14 protein-coding genes are annotated in these 15,521 nt (G+C 59.6%); 6 read left to right on the top strand and 8 right to left on the bottom strand.

Annotated features, from left to right (window positions below):
- Positions 1-713: 713 nt before the first annotated feature.
- From AC6I7Z_RS05715 to AC6I7Z_RS05705, 3 genes are all read right to left on the bottom strand, one after another.
- Positions 714-1,415 carry an EAL domain-containing protein gene (locus AC6I7Z_RS05715; protein ID WP_497813467.1) on the bottom strand — a complete coding sequence of 234 codons (702 nt, stop codon included), beginning with the start codon at positions 1,413-1,415 and terminating at the stop codon, positions 714-716.
- A 314-nt stretch (positions 1,416-1,729) separates the two neighbouring features.
- A complete protein-coding gene (locus AC6I7Z_RS05710; protein WP_497813466.1) occupies positions 1,730-2,824 on the bottom strand; it encodes an ABC transporter substrate-binding protein in 1,095 nt (364 codons plus the stop codon).
- A 108-nt stretch (positions 2,825-2,932) separates the two neighbouring features.
- On the bottom strand, positions 2,933-4,228 hold the full coding sequence (locus tag AC6I7Z_RS05705; RefSeq protein WP_497813465.1) for an HAAAP family serine/threonine permease: 1,296 nt from the start codon (positions 4,226-4,228) through the stop codon (positions 2,933-2,935).
- 348 nt (positions 4,229-4,576) lie between these two features.
- Between AC6I7Z_RS05705 and AC6I7Z_RS05700 the strand changes: the two genes are divergently transcribed.
- Complete coding sequence (locus tag AC6I7Z_RS05700; protein WP_497813464.1) at positions 4,577-5,719, top strand: AI-2E family transporter; 1,143 nt, start codon at positions 4,577-4,579, stop codon at positions 5,717-5,719.
- Between the two features lie 132 nt (positions 5,720-5,851).
- Here the strand turns inward: AC6I7Z_RS05700 and AC6I7Z_RS05695 are convergent, their stop codons facing one another.
- Positions 5,852-6,418 (bottom strand): UPF0149 family protein, encoded by a 567-nt coding sequence (locus AC6I7Z_RS05695; protein WP_497813463.1) that lies wholly within the window; start codon positions 6,416-6,418, stop codon positions 5,852-5,854.
- A 419-nt stretch (positions 6,419-6,837) separates the two neighbouring features.
- Between AC6I7Z_RS05695 and AC6I7Z_RS05690 the strand changes: the two genes are divergently transcribed.
- Both AC6I7Z_RS05690 and AC6I7Z_RS05685 read left to right on the top strand, forming a co-directional pair.
- Complete coding sequence (locus tag AC6I7Z_RS05690; protein WP_497813462.1) at positions 6,838-8,148, top strand: MFS transporter; 1,311 nt, start codon at positions 6,838-6,840, stop codon at positions 8,146-8,148.
- A gap of 10 nt (positions 8,149-8,158) precedes the next feature.
- Positions 8,159-8,965: a substrate-binding domain-containing protein gene (locus AC6I7Z_RS05685; RefSeq protein WP_497813461.1), complete on the top strand. Its 807-nt coding sequence runs from the start codon at positions 8,159-8,161 to the stop codon at positions 8,963-8,965.
- On the opposite strand, the gene AC6I7Z_RS05680 is transcribed toward AC6I7Z_RS05685, so the two are convergent.
- Together AC6I7Z_RS05680 and AC6I7Z_RS05675 are read right to left on the bottom strand one after the other, a co-directional pair.
- Positions 8,922-9,839, bottom strand: a complete 918-nt coding sequence (locus tag AC6I7Z_RS05680; protein WP_497815403.1) for a LysR family transcriptional regulator — start codon at positions 9,837-9,839, stop codon at positions 8,922-8,924. The genes AC6I7Z_RS05685 and AC6I7Z_RS05680 overlap by 44 nt on opposite strands.
- A gap of 121 nt (positions 9,840-9,960) precedes the next feature.
- Complete coding sequence (locus AC6I7Z_RS05675) at positions 9,961-11,370, bottom strand: amidase (RefSeq protein WP_497813460.1); 1,410 nt, start codon at positions 11,368-11,370, stop codon at positions 9,961-9,963.
- A gap of 113 nt (positions 11,371-11,483) precedes the next feature.
- On the opposite strand from AC6I7Z_RS05675, the gene AC6I7Z_RS05670 reads away from it, so the two are divergent.
- The 3 genes from AC6I7Z_RS05670 (at position 11,484) to AC6I7Z_RS05660 (ending at position 14,021) form a co-directional block, all read left to right on the top strand.
- Complete coding sequence (locus tag AC6I7Z_RS05670) at positions 11,484-12,047, top strand: TetR/AcrR family transcriptional regulator (RefSeq protein WP_497813459.1); 564 nt, start codon at positions 11,484-11,486, stop codon at positions 12,045-12,047.
- An 80-nt stretch (positions 12,048-12,127) separates the two neighbouring features.
- Entirely contained in the window at positions 12,128-12,751 is a 624-nt protein-coding gene (locus tag AC6I7Z_RS05665; RefSeq protein WP_497813458.1) for a pyridoxamine 5'-phosphate oxidase family protein, read from the top strand.
- A gap of 334 nt (positions 12,752-13,085) precedes the next feature.
- Positions 13,086-14,021 (top strand): LysR family transcriptional regulator, encoded by a 936-nt coding sequence (locus AC6I7Z_RS05660; RefSeq protein ID WP_497813457.1) that lies wholly within the window; start codon positions 13,086-13,088, stop codon positions 14,019-14,021.
- Here the strand turns inward: AC6I7Z_RS05660 and mdcH are convergent.
- A complete protein-coding gene (gene mdcH / locus AC6I7Z_RS05655; protein WP_497813456.1) occupies positions 14,002-14,904 on the bottom strand; it encodes a malonate decarboxylase subunit epsilon in 903 nt (300 codons plus the stop codon). The two genes, AC6I7Z_RS05660 and mdcH, sit on opposite strands and share 20 nt — an antisense overlap.
- Positions 14,901-15,521 carry a malonate decarboxylase holo-ACP synthase gene (locus tag AC6I7Z_RS05650; RefSeq protein ID WP_497813455.1) on the bottom strand — a complete coding sequence of 207 codons (621 nt, stop codon included), beginning with the start codon at positions 15,519-15,521 and terminating at the stop codon, positions 14,901-14,903. Before AC6I7Z_RS05650 ends, mdcH begins: the two co-directional genes overlap by 4 nt.

Raw genomic sequence — 15,521 nt, 5'->3', positions numbered from 1 at the left:
TGCGCCGTTGAACTCTACTATCGGCGATTTGCATGGCGGCTGCATCTCCAAAACTCTTAAAAATCGGCAACTTACAGACTATTACGCCGTTTAGCGCTTCCTTAACACTCGGCAGAAATTGTGGAGACCGCTGGATCTGCGGGCGGCGCGATGAAGAGTCAGGGCGGGTAGCGCGTAAAATGGCGGTTTAACAAAGCGGAAAATAGAATCAAACAGAAATGAAAACCCGATCGAAATCGATCGGGGGAATCGAAATTCCTTAATACCGAAGACCGGCTAATCCTTGCCAAATCAAGGAAAAAACTAGAGGACACAACACCACATCACTAGTGTTGAAAAAAGAGAATAACACTTTCGCTATTATTTTGGCAGCGCTAACCCTGTTAATTAAGATATTTCTTGAAATATATCCCGCTGCGCCGACTTATTTTTTAGCGTGAATTAGACATCTCGCTAAATATCCGCCCTGAACATCATCTTTTCAGGTGAAACAGGTTTGGGGTCTGACCAGTATGGGGAATTAATTATTCAGGCTATTAATATGGCTGCTAAATATCGCGGCCGACAATCATAGCCCGCAGCGCCAGCGCACGCCTGCTGTGACGCCCTTTTCATTTTATTTACCTTCGCCTTACTTAACCAGGTCAATTAATAACGTCCTGCTGGCGAAAAAGATAAATCTGGCGACGCCTCACGCACCGCAATAAATAGCCTTAGCCAAAAAGCTGCGGCAAATCCTCTATCTCCAGCGCGCTAAAATAGTATCCCTGCAAACCGTAAAGCGGGATATGTTCCAGCGCCGCCAGATCCTCTTTATTCTCGACGCCCTCTACGATTATCTGTGGACAATAGCGCTGAATATTGGCCATTAATACGGGAAAGATCGATTTATCCTTCTGCTCCCAGAAAAACCGCTTGTCAATTTTTACCGTCTCAAACAGGCCGGTATAGAGCGCTTCCAGATTGGCGAAGCCGGTGCCGAGATCGTCGAGGAAAAAACGGAGGCCGCGCGCCTTTAGCCGATGCAGCGTTTCGCGCGCCTCGTGATCCTGATGGAAGTCGATGGCTTCAGAAACCTCTAAGCGTATGACGCTGGCGGTGCTAAGCAGCCAGCCCAGCCGCGCATCCTCCTCCAGCATAGTCACCATATCGCGATCTACATTGATGCTGACGAACAGGTGATGCGCCTCAAGCAGCGCCACGACCGGCGACAAATCGCTCAGCTGCTCATAGAGCAGGTCGCGCTTTTCGCTGCACGGCATATTTTCAATCACCATAAAGGGATTGCGCGATTTCCCCGCCAGCGAGGTATAGCGCGTCAGCAGCTCAAAACCGACAAACTGGCCGCTCTGCGACATAACCGGCTCAAGGATAAATTTTTTACTCAGCGTGGAGGCCAGGGAGTGTGTAGTCATAAACACCTCGGGCAAAGCCCAAACGGCAGCGTTCAACCTCGCATTAAGCCCGCTGGCTAACTGCGGCGGCGATGCTGCCTTATTGATCGTCTGTTTTTGCACTCCCTGTTGCACGGTTTATTGCGTCCGCGCGAAATAAACGCGCGCATTTCACCACGTTTTTTGGTTTTGGCAATCTTTTTCGACTGGTGGCGCTAACGGCGCAAGGAAAACAGCGAGAGCAAAAATAAACAGCGGTTTGTTTAAGAGTAGCGAAAGATAGCGCGACGGAAAGGTAAATTAACCGCGCGTTTTGTCAACGCGCGGTCGCTGGCTCAGGGCGCGCTTAAGGTTACCGGCGCATCCGGCAGACGGGTAAAGTGGGTCACGATGTAGTGGAAATCGGCCGTGGGATCGAGCTGGGCAAACGTCTGCGGATAGAGATCTTTCGCCAGAATCTCCATACCGATGATGTTGTAAGGATGGTTATAAAAGTGGTGATAAACCCCATAAACGCGGCCCTTCTCGACCGGCGCGATCTGCTTCAGACCACTGCGGTTAAGCAAGCCGCTAAAGGTGGCTGAAACCTCTTGCGCCGTTGTGTTATAGCCAAACGGCAGCACGCCGGGATTAGGACGCTTCGAGCCGGTCATAATATAAACGTCCGGCTTCATGGCGATAATCTTCTCTAGCGAGACGAAGCCGGCGTTGCCCGGCAGTAGCGCTGAGCCGATGTTCTTACCGCCCACCGCCTCCACCAGGCCGCCCCAGCCGTTATGGCCGTGAGTGAAACAGCAGTTGTCGCTGTTGCCGGCGATCGGCTCGATAAACACCGTCGGCTTCTGCGGCACTTTTGCGATGGCCGCGTCGAGCTGCTGTAAACGCTGCTGATAAAAGGCGGTATAGTCGGCCGCCTCTTTCTCGCGGTTAAGCACCTTGCCGAGCAGCGTCACGCTGCGCGCGGTGTTCTCTTTCGGGTGCAGCTCATAGTCGATAAACAGCACCGGAATGTTGAGCCCTTTCAGCGTATCCAGCACGCCTGACTGCTGCAGCGCCGATTTCGCGCGCAGCTGGGCGATCATCAGGTCCGGCTTCTGCGCCAGCACGCTTTCGAGATTAACCTGCCCCTGATCGTTGAAGCCCATATCAACAATGTTGCTCGCCTGCGGCCAGCGCTGCTTCAGCAGATCCCAGGTCTGGGTATCCTGCTTTTTCGGCAGGTTATTCCACGCCACCACGCGTCTGAAGGGATTGTCGCGGTCGAGCAGCGCCAGCGCCAGCACGTCGCGGCCATCCTGCAGGATCACATGCTGCGGCTCATGATCGAGCCGAATGGCGTTGCCGTCGAGATCGGTGATCTGCAGCGGATACGTGGTGGCGCCGCACGCCGCCGATGTCAGCAGCCCGGCCAGCAGAAGTCCCTTTTTCATCGCTTACTACCTCAGTAACTAATAATTATTCTCAACAAAGTTAGCATGTTGCGGGACGGGAAAGCTATACCGCCGCTAAACGGCCCGCGCGTAGCGGGCGCCTTCTCGTTAACTGAGCAGGGAGTAGAAGATGGCGGAGATCGCCACCAGTCCAACCAGCACTACAAACAGATTGCTGAGATGCCCGCTGTATTTGCGCATCGCGGGAACGTGGCGGATGGCGTACATCGGCATCAGGAACAGGATTATCGCGATCACCGGCCCGCCGAGGGTTTCGATCATATCGAGAATGCTCGGGTTCCAGCTCGCCACCAGCCAGGTGCTGAGCAGCATAAACAGCGCCGTCGCCCGGTTCAGCTTCGCAGGCGCCAGGCTTTTGCCGCGGCTGTGCAGTATTTTATTGACCAGACCGTTGAAGCCTTCGCGCGCGCCGAGATAGTGACCAAGAAAGGATTTGGTAATGGCGACGATGGCGATCAGCGGGCCGAGCCAGGCGATAACCGGGACGTTAAAGTGGTTGGCGAGGTAGGAGAGAATCGAGATATTCTGCGCCTTCGCCGCGGCGAGATCCTGCGGCGACAGGCTGAGCACGCAGCTAAAGACGAAAAACATCACCGTCGCCACCATCAGCAGATGGGAACAGGCGAGAATGCGCGAGCATCTGGGCTCCGCGCCTTCGCCATACTCCGCGCGCTTCGCCACGGCGAACGAGGAGATGATTGGCGAATGGTTAAAAGAGAAGACCATCACCGGGATCGCCAGCCACAGCGTCATGGCGATGCCTTTGCCGCCGCCGCTGTGGTGCAGCGACAGGGTCTGCAGCGCCGCGCCGTGCCAGTGGGGGATCAGATAAACCGCCAGCAGCATCAGCACCGCGACAAAGGGAAAGACCAGAATGCTCATCGCCCTGACGATCATCTGTTCGCCGAAGCGCACCACCGTCATCAGGCCGATAATCAGTATCAGCGACAGCAGCACGCGCGGCGGCGACACCAGCCCTAGCTGATGTTCGATAAAGCTCTCTACCGTATTGGTGATCGCCACGCTGTACATCAGCAGAATGGGAAAGATGGCGAAGAAGTAGAGCAGCGTAATGATTTTGCCCGCGCCGGCGCCGAAGTGCTCTTCCACCACGTCCGTAATATCTTCTCCCGCGTTTTTGCCGGAGAGCACAAAGCGGGTCAGCGCGCGGTGGGAGTAAAAGGTCAGAGGAAAGGCGAGGATCGCCATAATGATCAGCGGCAGCAGCCCGCCGACGCCCGCGTTGATCGGCAAAAAGAGCACCCCTGCGCCGATAGCGGTGCCGTAAAGCCCCAGCATCCAGGTGGTGTCGGTTTTGCGCCAGCCGCGTTCGGCGGGCGCCTCTGCGGCTGCGGTCAGCGCGCCGGTTTGCGTGGTTTTCATCTGCCTTCCTGTCTTTATGACGTCAACGCCGTCGAGGGCGAGTTAGCATCGACGGCCGCATTACCGCGTCGCCCTGCTCTGCCGACTTGCGGCAGCGCAACGATGCGCGGAAAAAACCTCTCCCCACGGCGGGAGTAAACGATTGCGCAGGATTTTTACACACCTTAACGACAGGCTTCAACTGTGATGCGCCAATCGTGCATATTTCAGCCGAATATCCGTTAACGCGGCGATGCGGCCGGGTTGTCGCGGCGGCGTTAAATTTTTAAACGAAACCACAGATTGGCATTACAAAGCGCGCCGGGCGTTCTATAGTTCACCCGCAACACTTAACCCTGAGGTTTACGCATGCGTGTTAAAGGACTAAATATCGGTTTCTTCATCGTGATTCTGGCGATCGTGACCGTGGCGTTTTTCGATGTACTGGCGCCCTATTTTTCCCCGATTCTCTGGGCTGCCATCCTGGCGGTGATTTTCGCCCCGCTGAAAACCTGGCTGCGGCACAAAATGGGCGATCGCAACGGTCTGGCGTCGCTGGTGACGCTGCTGATTATCTGCCTGATCGTGTTTACGCCGCTGGCGATTATCGCCTCTTCGCTGGTGGTGGAGGTCAACACCGTCTATCTCAAGCTGCAGAGCAATTCGGCGCAGTTTCCGACGGTCTTCGCCGATCTGCTGCATCACCTGCCCAGCTGGCTGCGCAACTTCCTCTCTGAGCATCAGATGAATAACGCGGCGCAGATCCAGCAGAAGCTGTCGACCTTCGCGCTGAAGGGCGGCCAGTATATGGCGGGCAGCGTGTTCCTGATCGGCAAAGGCACCTTCACCTTTACCGTCGGCTTCGGCGTGATGCTCTATCTGCTCTTCTTCCTGCTGAAAGATGGCTCCTACCTGGTGCATCTGATTCTGGAGGCGCTGCCGCTTTCGACCTACGTGAAGCATCACCTGTTTATGAAGTTCGCCGCCGTTTCGCGCGCCACGGTCAAGGGCACGGTGGTGGTCGGCATCGTGCAGGGGATTCTGGGCGGGCTGGCGTTCTGGTTTGTGGATATCGACGGCAGCCTGCTGTGGGGCGCGCTGATGGCGTTTCTGTCGCTGATCCCCGCCGTGGGCTCGGCGATTATCTGGGTGCCTGCGGCGATATTCTTCTTCGCGACCGGCGCGCTGTGGAAAGGGCTGTTCCTGGTCGGTTTCTTTGTGGTGATCGTCGGGCTGGTGGACAATATCCTGCGTCCGCTGCTGGTGGGCAAAGATACCAAAATGCCCGATTACCTGATCCTGATCGCCACCTTAGGCGGCATGGAGATTTACGGCATTAACGGCTTTGTGATTGGTCCGCTGATCGCCGCGCTGTTTATCGCCTGCTGGAACCTGCTGTCGGGCAAGGATAACCGCGACAACGTCGAAGAGATTGACGAAGAGTTTATCGAGGAAGGGAAAAAGCTGTCGGACGAGGCCGCTCTCGGGAATGACGCGGGTAGCGGCGCGTAAACACCATCTCTGCCGGCCCGGCCCGCGCCAACAGGCACCTCATCCCTGAGGTGCGCTCGTTGCCGGGCCAATGCTCTTTGTTACAGGCTTTGCGAGCCGTCTGTGTGAAACGCACTCAGACGGCTCTGGCGCTTAGTGAATCGCGTCGGTTTTGCCATGCCAGTAGTTATAGAGACGCAGCGCCGCAGGCTGTATCGCGTCAGTGCTCTGCAGGTAAGCGATCTCATCCATACCGTCGAGTTTCTCGACCTCATCGATATCGCCATGCAGCGCAATCGCCTGCAGCGACGGCTGTAGCTCAGCAGGCAGCGCCGGCCATTCCGCCAGCGCCACACCGGTCATATAGCCGAAGCACCACTCTTCCACCACCAGCAGTTCGCGGCCGTCCATTTCACGGTAGCCGAACAGCGGCTCAAACTGCTCTGGATAGAGGCTGAGGCGCTCGGCGATATCGTTCATCATCCGCGCCGCCAGAGTATTGAAACGCTGCTCATCCGCAGGATCGCTCCAGTCCGGCGCGCTTTCGCCCCAGATCACCGGTTTCATCGCATCGAGCGCCAGCGGCGACGGACTGGAGAGCGCCGCGGTGAAAAGACCGTCCAGCTCGCTGATATCGATCAAGCCGTCTTCACTGTCGTGCTCCATCAACACATCTTCCATCCACTCGATTTCGTCTGCGTTCAGTGGGCCTGTAGCCATGGTAATTCCTCTTGTGGTGTGTCGAAGGGGTGGGCGGCGCGCGCTGGCAGGCAGCCCGGTAGAAAGTCGGGTGAGAGAACCGCGTCTCAGCAGGAATCTGTTTCGCTGCGGGTAGTGTGCCTGAGAGCCGGCGCGAAGCCAACCAAAGAGACCGGCGGCGAGCGGATGTCGTCCCGTGCCGGTATGAAGCCGGTCACGAAATTGATAAGGCAAAAACGAGGCGTCAGAGGCGACAAGCGGCCGCTTATGCGCTGTATCGCCAGTCGCTGCCGGATATCGCGCGCAGCAGGCCGAAAATTAATGCGCCACACGCATTAATCGATACGCAAAATGCACTTATTAACTCCGCCTTCCTGTTCCAGTCTTGAGTCACAACAAAGTAATGAATCATTAACATTACGTAAACGCTGGAGCATTTAATGGAAACATCCTCTGCATCAATCAACACGGTTCGCGCTCGGGCAGGCGCGATCTTTCGCGTCACCTCGGGAAACTTTCTCGAGCAGTTCGACTTTTTCCTGTTCGGCTTTTACGCCACCTATATCGCCCACACCTTCTTTCCGGCGAGCAGTGAATTCGCCTCGCTGATGATGACCTTCGCCGTCTTCGGCGCCGGCTTCCTGATGCGCCCCATCGGCGCGGTGGTGCTGGGCGCCTATATCGACAAAGTGGGCAGACGCAAAGGGCTTATCGTCACGCTCTCGATTATGGCGACGGGCACCTTTCTGATCGTGTTGATTCCCTCCTATGCGGCGATCGGCTACTGGGCGCCGCTGATTGTGCTGATGGGTCGGCTGCTGCAGGGCTTTTCCGCCGGCGCGGAGCTGGGCGGCGTCTCGGTTTATCTCTCTGAAATCGCCACCCCAGGCAAAAAAGGCTTCTATACCAGCTGGCAATCCGGCAGCCAGCAGGTCGCCATTATGGTGGCGGCGGCGATGGGATTCGCCCTCAACGCCCTGATGGAGGAGAGCGCGATTCGCGACTGGGGATGGCGTATTCCTTTTCTGTTCGGCTGCCTGATCGTGCCGTTTATCTTTTTTCTGCGCCGCAATCTGGAGGAGACGGCGGAATTCAGCGCGCGTCGTCAACATCCTGAAATGCGTCAGGTCTTTCGCACGCTGCTCGGCAACTGGAAAACCGTGATGGCGGGCATGCTGATGGTGGCGATGACCACCACCGCCTTCTATCTGATCACCGTTTATGCGCCCACCTTCGGCAAAAAAGTGTTGATGCTCAGCGCATCAGACAGCCTGCTGGTGACCCTGCTGGTGGCGGTCTCCAACTTTATCTGGCTGCCGATTGGCGGGGCGATATCCGATCGCTACGGGCGTAAACCGGTGCTGATCGCCATGGCGCTGATCGCCATCGCCACCTCCTACCCTGCCCTTAAATATCTGGCGGCCGATCCGAGCTTCTATTCGATGCTGGGCGTGCTGCTGTGGCTCTCGTTTATTTACGGGCTCTATAACGGCGCCATGATCCCGGCGTTAACGGAGATTATGCCGGTCTCGGTCCGGGTCGCGGGCTTTTCGCTGGCCTATAGTCTCGCCACCGCGCTGTTCGGCGGCTTTACGCCCGCCATCTCCACCGCGCTGATTGAAGTGACCGGCGACAAAGCCGCGCCTGGTTTATGGATGAGTTTCGCCGCCGCGTGCGCGCTGCTGGCGACCCTGTTCCTCTACAAGCAAGAGGCGGTCCATCATCACGCCGCTAAAAAAACCTTTGGTTAAGGAAAAACAGATGAAACGATGGTTACCCCGCCTGCTGCTTATCGCGCCGCTCTGCCTCCTGAGCTGGGAGGCGTCGGCAAAAGAGATCACGGTGATGATCTCCGGCGGCTTCAAAGCCGCCTGGGAAAAGCTCAGCCCCGCCTTCGCCGCTGAAAAAGGCTATACCATCAAGACGGTGCCAGGGCCGTCGATGGGTCAGTCGCCGGAGGCGATCCCCAACCGGTTAGCCGCGGGCGAAAAAGCGGACGTCATTATTATGGTCGGCTACGCGCTGGATAAGCTCGATAAAGAGGGACGCCTGCTGCCCGGCACGCGCACCGAGCTGGCCGATTCAAAAATCGGCGCGGTGGTGAAAAAAGGCGCCGCCGTGCCCGATATCACGACGGCGAACGCCCTCAGAGCCACCTTGCTGAAGGCGCGCTCGGTCGCCTATTCCGACAGCGCCAGCGGAAAATATGTCGAGACGACGCTGTTCAACAAACTGGGCATCGCTGAACAGCTAAAGCCTAAGGCGACGATGGTGGAGAAAACCCCTGTGGCGCAAAGCGTCGCCAGCGGCCGCTACGAGATCGGCTTTCAGCAGGTCAGCGAACTGCTGCCGGTGGCCGGGGTGACCTTTATCGGCAAGCTGCCGGAGGATATGCAGTATGTCACCCGCTTCGCCGGCGCGGTCTCCAGCCATTCAGCCCAGCCGGAAGAGGCGAAAGCCCTGCTGGCGTACCTCTCCTCTCCCGGGGTACAGCAGCAGATTCAGGCAACCGGTCTCGATTCCGTTAGCGGTCGTTCGCCTGCCCCTCAGCCGCGTTTATCGCAATAAGCATCGCCTCCAGCTCACCGGCAAGATGCGGCAGCTCTTGACCGGTGCGCTTCACGATGCCGACCGTGCGGCGCACCGTCGGCTCGTTTAAAGGGATAGTGGCTAAAAACGGGTGGCCCGCTTTCGGCATCGCCATCCCCGGCACCGCGGCGATCCCCAGCCCCGCCTCCACCATGCCCAGCAGCGTCGTAACGTGACGCGTTTCGCAAACGCTCGGCTTTTCCGGCACGATGCCTGTCAGCGCCTGATCGAGCAGGTTGCGGTTGCCCGAGGTTTTATCCAGCCAGACATAGGGCCAGCTATAAAATTCCCGCCAGCTCAAGCTCTTCCTGCCGGCAAGCGGATGGTCGCGCGGGCAGACGGCGACGTAGGCCTCATCCACCAGCGGCAGAAACCTGACGTCCGGCTGCGGCGCGCCGGTAAAGCTCAGGCCGAAATCGGCCTGGCCGTCGATCACCGCGTCGTAGACGTCGCCGGCGCTGGAATCGATCAGCTTGATGCGCACGCGCGGGTAGTGAAGCTGAAACTGCGCGATGACTTTGGGCATAAAATAGTAGGCAGCCGACGGCACGCAGGCGACGGTCACCAGGCCCGTTCGGTGCGGATTGACATCCCCGACGTCGGCGATGGCGCTCTCTAAATCTTTCAGGATCTGCTGCGCGCGCGGCGCGAAATTGCGGCCCGCCATGGTCAGGCTAACGCGCCGCGTGGTTCTTTCGAACAGCCTGACGCCAAGAGAGGTCTCTAACTTATCGATGCGTCGGCTCAGCGCCGGTTGAGAAAGATGAATCGCCTCCGCGGCGGCTTTAAAGCTTCTGAATGTCACCAGAGCCTGAAAAGCGTAGAGATCGTTAAGATCGACGTTTAACGTCATCGGCTTCATATCGCAGTGGGTTCCAGGTTGACGGCGGTAAGCGCCTTATTCTACAGGGATACGCCGCCGTTGCGGGCATCTTTGCTTCGACGGCGCAGCCCTTTCACGCTGACGACCTTCGCTACAGCGTGGGATGCGCGCCTTTCATCGGGCTGACGGCCTCCAGCAGCGAGGCGATATGCAGAATCGCGGCCTCGTCGTGCCATTTGCCGACAATCTGCACGCTAATCGGCAGCCCTTCGCGGCTGCGGCCAAAAGGCAGCGCGACGCCGGGCAGCCCCGTTACGTTAAGCGGCACGGTCGCGCCCTGAAGCCAGGTCGCATCCACGCTCTGACCGTCAATGATAAAGCGATCGACGCCGTGCTTATGGGCCGGGATCGGCAGCACCTGGGTGATCAGCGCGTCGTAGCGCGAAAAGTAGTCGGCGAAGCCATCTTTTAGCCGCTCTGCCGCCTGCTCGGCGTCGATAAAATCGGCCAGCGAAGTATCAGGCAGCGCGAGCATGGTTTTTGCCATCTTATAGATCTCATCTGGCCGGCGACCGGCGGTAGCGGCCGCGAAGGCCGGCTTCATCTCCATAACGTGGATGCGGTTGAAAACATCCAGCGCAGCGTCCCGCTCCAGCGCCGGAATGCCCACCGGCTCGATCGTCATCCCCATGCTGCTCAACGCCTGCGCCGCCTCCCTGACCACGGCCGCCACTTCGCTATCGACCGGGCCGAAACCCGGGCCGGTCATCCAGCCGATGCGCAGCGATCGGCTGGCGTTAAACCGCAGCCCGTCAGAGAGGCGCGGCGCGCTGCTGGAAAAGGCATCCTGCCCGTCAGGGCCTGAGAGCTGTGAAAAGGCGAGCGCCAGATCGCGCACCGAGCGGGCCATCGGGCCGACGTGCCAGAAGCGGCGCGGCGCGCGCGGCCAGATGCCGGTCATCGGCACGCTGCCGTGGGTGGCCTTCATGGAGGTGATGCCCGTCTGGGCGGCCGGGCCGCGAACCGAAATCGCCAAATCGGTGCCCAGCCCCAGCGGCGACATCCCTGCCGCGATAGCGGCCGACTCGCCGCCGCTCGAACCGCCCGGCGTACGGCTTAAATCCCAGGGGTTGTTTGACCGGCCCGAAAGCAGGTTGTCGCTTTCAATCCAGTAAGAGAACTCAGGCAGATTGGTTTTCGCCAGCAGAATGCCGCCGGCGGCCTTGATACGCGCCACGCTGGTGGCATCCTCGGTCGGCAGTCGGTTTTTGAAAATGGGCGATCCGCGCTGGGTCATCACGCCAGCGGTGTCAATGGAGTCTTTGACGGTAAACGGCACGCCGTGCAGCGGGCCGAGCGCTTCGCCCGCCATCACGGCGGCTTCTGCGGCGCGGGCGGCCTCCAGCGCGTCAGCGGCGACGGTGACGATCGCATTGACCTGCGGGTTGGTCTCTTCAATACGATCAAGATGGGCCTGCATCACCTCAACGGGCGAGATGTCGCGGCGGCGGATCAGTTCGGCAAGGCGGGTGGCGTCGGAAACAAAGATCTCTTGGCTCATGATTAATTTCCTATCTAACGCTTGGTAGGTTTTAGGTTAGCGGCCAAATCCTCCTCTTGTCAACACCTACCTAACGCATGTTAGAATATTTATTAACTGACAGGAGAACGAGTATGAGCAAAACCTCTAAAGAGGCCCTTCTTCACGCGGCGCGCCTGAGCGCGCAGGCGCATGGCTATAGCGGCCTGAATATCCGCAGTCTGGCGAGCGAGGTCGGCATCAAGGCGGCAAGCATCTATCACCACTTTCCCAGCAAGGCGGAGTTGGCCGCGGCTGTCGCCAGACGCTACTGGGAAGAGACGGCGGCCAGTCTGGACGCGCTGCGCGAAAGCGAGCCGGATGCGCTCAGCCGTCTGCGGCGCTACCCCGAGATCTTTCGCCGCTCGCTGGAGAATGAAAACCGCATCTGTATGGCGAGCTTTATGGCGGCGGAGTATGACGATCTGCCGGATCCGGTAAAAGAGGAAGTGAAGATCTTCGCCGAGGTCAATATCGCCTGGCTCGCCGCTCAGCTTGAGGAAGCGGGCATCGCCAGCGACGAAGAGCGCAACAGTCGGGCGCAGGCTATTTATGCGGCTATCGCCGGCGCCCAGCTGATGGCGCGCGGCCGGTCGGATATCGCGCTGTTCGACAGCCTGGTGAAGAGCTACGCGCTGGCCGGACTGTTGCCGGCCTGAGCTCAATAGCCGGTGCGTTGCCGGCCGTGCTGCTGTATAAAAGGGTGAGGCGTATTCCTGCATACAGAGGCGGTGACGTGATGACGGATGCAAAGAGAGGCATTACCTGCGAAGCGGAACTGGAACGGATCTATGGCGCGGTCGCCAGACCCTCGCTGACCAAGGAGATCGATCATATCCATCCCGCCTACCGCCCTTTTATCGAGGCTGCGCCCTTTGCGGCGCTGGCGACCTCGGGACCGGGCGGGCTAGACGTCTCGCCGCGAGGCGATCCGGCAGGCTTTATCGTTATCGAAGATGCGAAGACGCTATTGCTGCCTGACCGACGCGGCAATAACCGCATCGATAGCCTGCGCAATATCCTGCACGATAATCGCGTGGCGCTGCTTTTTCTGATTCCCGGCATCGGCGAAACGCTGCGGGTAAACGGAACCGCGGAGATCTGCATCGCTCCCGATCTTCTTAGCCGCTTCGCCGTTAACAATCAGCTGCCGAAAACGGTGCTGCGCATCAGGGTAGAAAGCGTCTTTTTTCAGTGCAGCCGGGCGATTATTCGAGCAAAACTCTGGGATCCCGCCGCGCAGATCGCGCGTAGCAAACTGCCCACTCCAGGGGCGATCCTCCATCAGCTTTCGCAGGCGGAAATAGACGGCGAGGCCTATGATCAGGCGCTGCCGGAGCGCTTAAAGCATACCCTCTACTGAGCCTGCCGGCTCTCAAGCCCTGAGGTGCCCAGGGCTTCCTGCTGCCGACCTCCTTCCTGTACCGCTCTCTCCTGCGTGTTAACGGCAAAATTGCGCGGCCTTGGGTTGTTAAATCCCTGCTGATATCCCCTCTCTGCATTTATTCCCGCTCCTTGTTTGCCGGATCAATATCCGCTCTGCGACGCCAGTTTATATTCCCTGCGGAATGCAGGATTAACAGTACACTTAGCCGAAGAAGCATTGATTCTCTTGCGCGGCGCGCTGGGCTTTGCCTCATCAGGCGCGCCAGCATTATCCTTTACGCCCGCTTAAGGAGACCCGCGAAGGAAAAAGCATGAATAACGATATCAATCAGGAGATTACCTTCCGTAAGCTCAGCGTTTTTATGATGTTTATGACCAAAGGCAACATCGCGCGCACGGCGGAGGCGCTCGATCTGAGCAGCGTCAGCGTGCACCGCGCGCTGCATACGCTGGAAGAGGGGATCAACTGCCCGCTGTTTATCCATAAAGGACGCAATCTGGTGCCGCTGCCCGCCGCCTGGACGCTGCTGGAGTATTGCCAGGACGTTACCGCGCTGATGAGCAAAGGCATAGAAGAGGCAAGACAGGTTGCGGGCGTCGGCTGCGGTCGATTGCGGCTCGGCACGCTCTACTCGCTCACGCTGGAGACCATTCCCCGTCTGATTATGGGCATGAAGCTGCGGCGCCCCGCGCTTGAGCTCGATCTGACCATGGGCTCCAACCAGATGCTGCTCAATATGCTTGAGGATGACGCGCTCGACGCTATTCTAATCGCCACCGACAGCGGCGAACTGAGCGGCGCGAATTTCGATGTGATTCCGCTGTTTTACGATCATATTTTTCTTGCCGCGCCGGCGGGCGAAAAGCTCGATAGCTCGCGCGACGCGGATCTGCGCGACTACGCCGATCGCGATTTTGTCTCGCTGGCGGAGGGCTTCGCCACTTACGCTGGCTTTCAGGAGGCGTTTCAGGTGGCCGGATTCGAACCGCGCATCGTCACGAAAGTGAACGACATCTTCTCTCTGGTGAGTCTGGTGCAGGCGGGCATGGGCTTCTCGCTGATCCCCGGCCGCATGAAAAAGGTGTATGAAAACAGCGTGCAGCTGGTTCGGCTGGCAGAGCCCTACCAGATGCGCCAGCTGGTTTCCATCGTCTACTCGCACCGTCGCGAGCGCGATCAGGATCTGCTGGCGCTCGCCGCGGAAGGACGCATGTACGCGCGCAGCCTTACTGACTCAGCCGTTTAGCCAGATGGCGCGCGACCTCAACGCTATTGCGCTCCATGCAGATCGCCTCTCCCTGCCAGCCCGCCTGAAGCGTCAGTCCGGTCAGCACGTTGCCCGGCGGCATCTCAATCGCCAGCCTGGCGTCGCGCTGATTGGCCGCGATCACGGCGTCGCTCCACTGCACGGTGCGCGCCATATTGAACGCCAGATCGTCGGCGATTTTGGCGGGTTCCCAGATCACGCGGCCGGTCGAGCCGCTCAGGTAAGCGCATGAGGGCCGCGACAGCGAGACCGAGGCGAAGGCGCTGGCCAGCTCCGCCGCCGGCTTATCCAGCAGCGCGCAGTGGGACGGCACGCTGACCGCCAGCCGCGCCGCCTTGCTGGCGCCCGCGTCGAGCGCTTTTTGCGCCACCGCCGCCATATCCTCGTCGCGTCCGGCGATCACCGTCTGGGTTTCCGCATTGATATTGGCGATATAGGTATTGCTGCCCGCCATCAGCTTTTCCAGCCGGCTGAGCGTCAGCCCGACGATGGCGGTCAGGCCGTAGCCGTGGGGATAGGCGCTCTCCATCAGATCGCCGCGCAGGGCGACCAGCCGCAGCGCGTCGCTGAAATCGAGCGCGCCCGCCGCCACGGCGGCGGGAAAGGCGCCGATAGATAAGCCGCTGACGATGTCCGGCTTCACGCCGTTTCTGATCAGCTCGCGCGCCCAGGCGACGCCGACGATCAGCAGAGAGAGCTGTACGGCGCGGGTGTGACGCAGCGCCTCCGGGCTGTCGAGCGCGTCGGTCTCCTCTCCCAACACGGCGCGCACGCTGCTCAGCAGCGCGTCTCCGTCAGGCAGATTGCGCAGCATGCCGGGACGCTGCGTGCCCTGGCCAGGAAAGGTAAAGAGGATTTTCATAAAGTCTCCCTGCTCCAGGGCGACGCGGTCAGCAGCGGGCCGGCGGCGGTTTTCACCAGCGCGCGCCCGTCGCGCAGCCACTCGCTGAGCGCGAACGCGCCTGACGGCGTTTCAACCTGGGTGTCGACGCGGCAGGGCAAACTCTCCGTCTGCGCCTGCCACTGCTGTAAAAGGTCGCGCGCCAGCGGCTGCGGCGCGCGGATGGTTAAATCGAGATCGCTGCCGGGATGCAGCACCGGAATCGCCGTCGCCAGCGCATAGCCGACGCTGCCGGTGACGCCCCAGCGCCAGGGCCAGCGGCGCTCGCTGAGCGCAAGCGCCGCCTGAACCGGGCGGTAAGTGACAAAGGGCGACGCCAGCAGGCAGGCGCGTTCGGCGAGGATTTCCGGCGTGGTGACGCGCAGGATATCCGCCGCCTGCACCCATGCGGCGGCGCGCTGCTCCCGTCGCTCGCCGCGCACGCCGACCGGGATTCGATCCGCCGTCGCGACGTCGCGCCGCACCACAACCGGCAAGCCGACGTGCCAGTGCTTGCTGACCCACGCCTCTTTCACCGACAGCAGCGCGCTGTCGGCGCGAAGCCAGAGCAGGTCGTGAGGACGCGGCGTCATCGTCAT

The sequence above is a fragment of the Pantoea sp. X-Soil-MYKO-1289 genome (genome assembly GCF_059730625.1).
The sequence above is the reverse complement of the archived record's forward strand: the minus strand, read 5'-3'. Positions and strand labels throughout refer to the sequence as shown.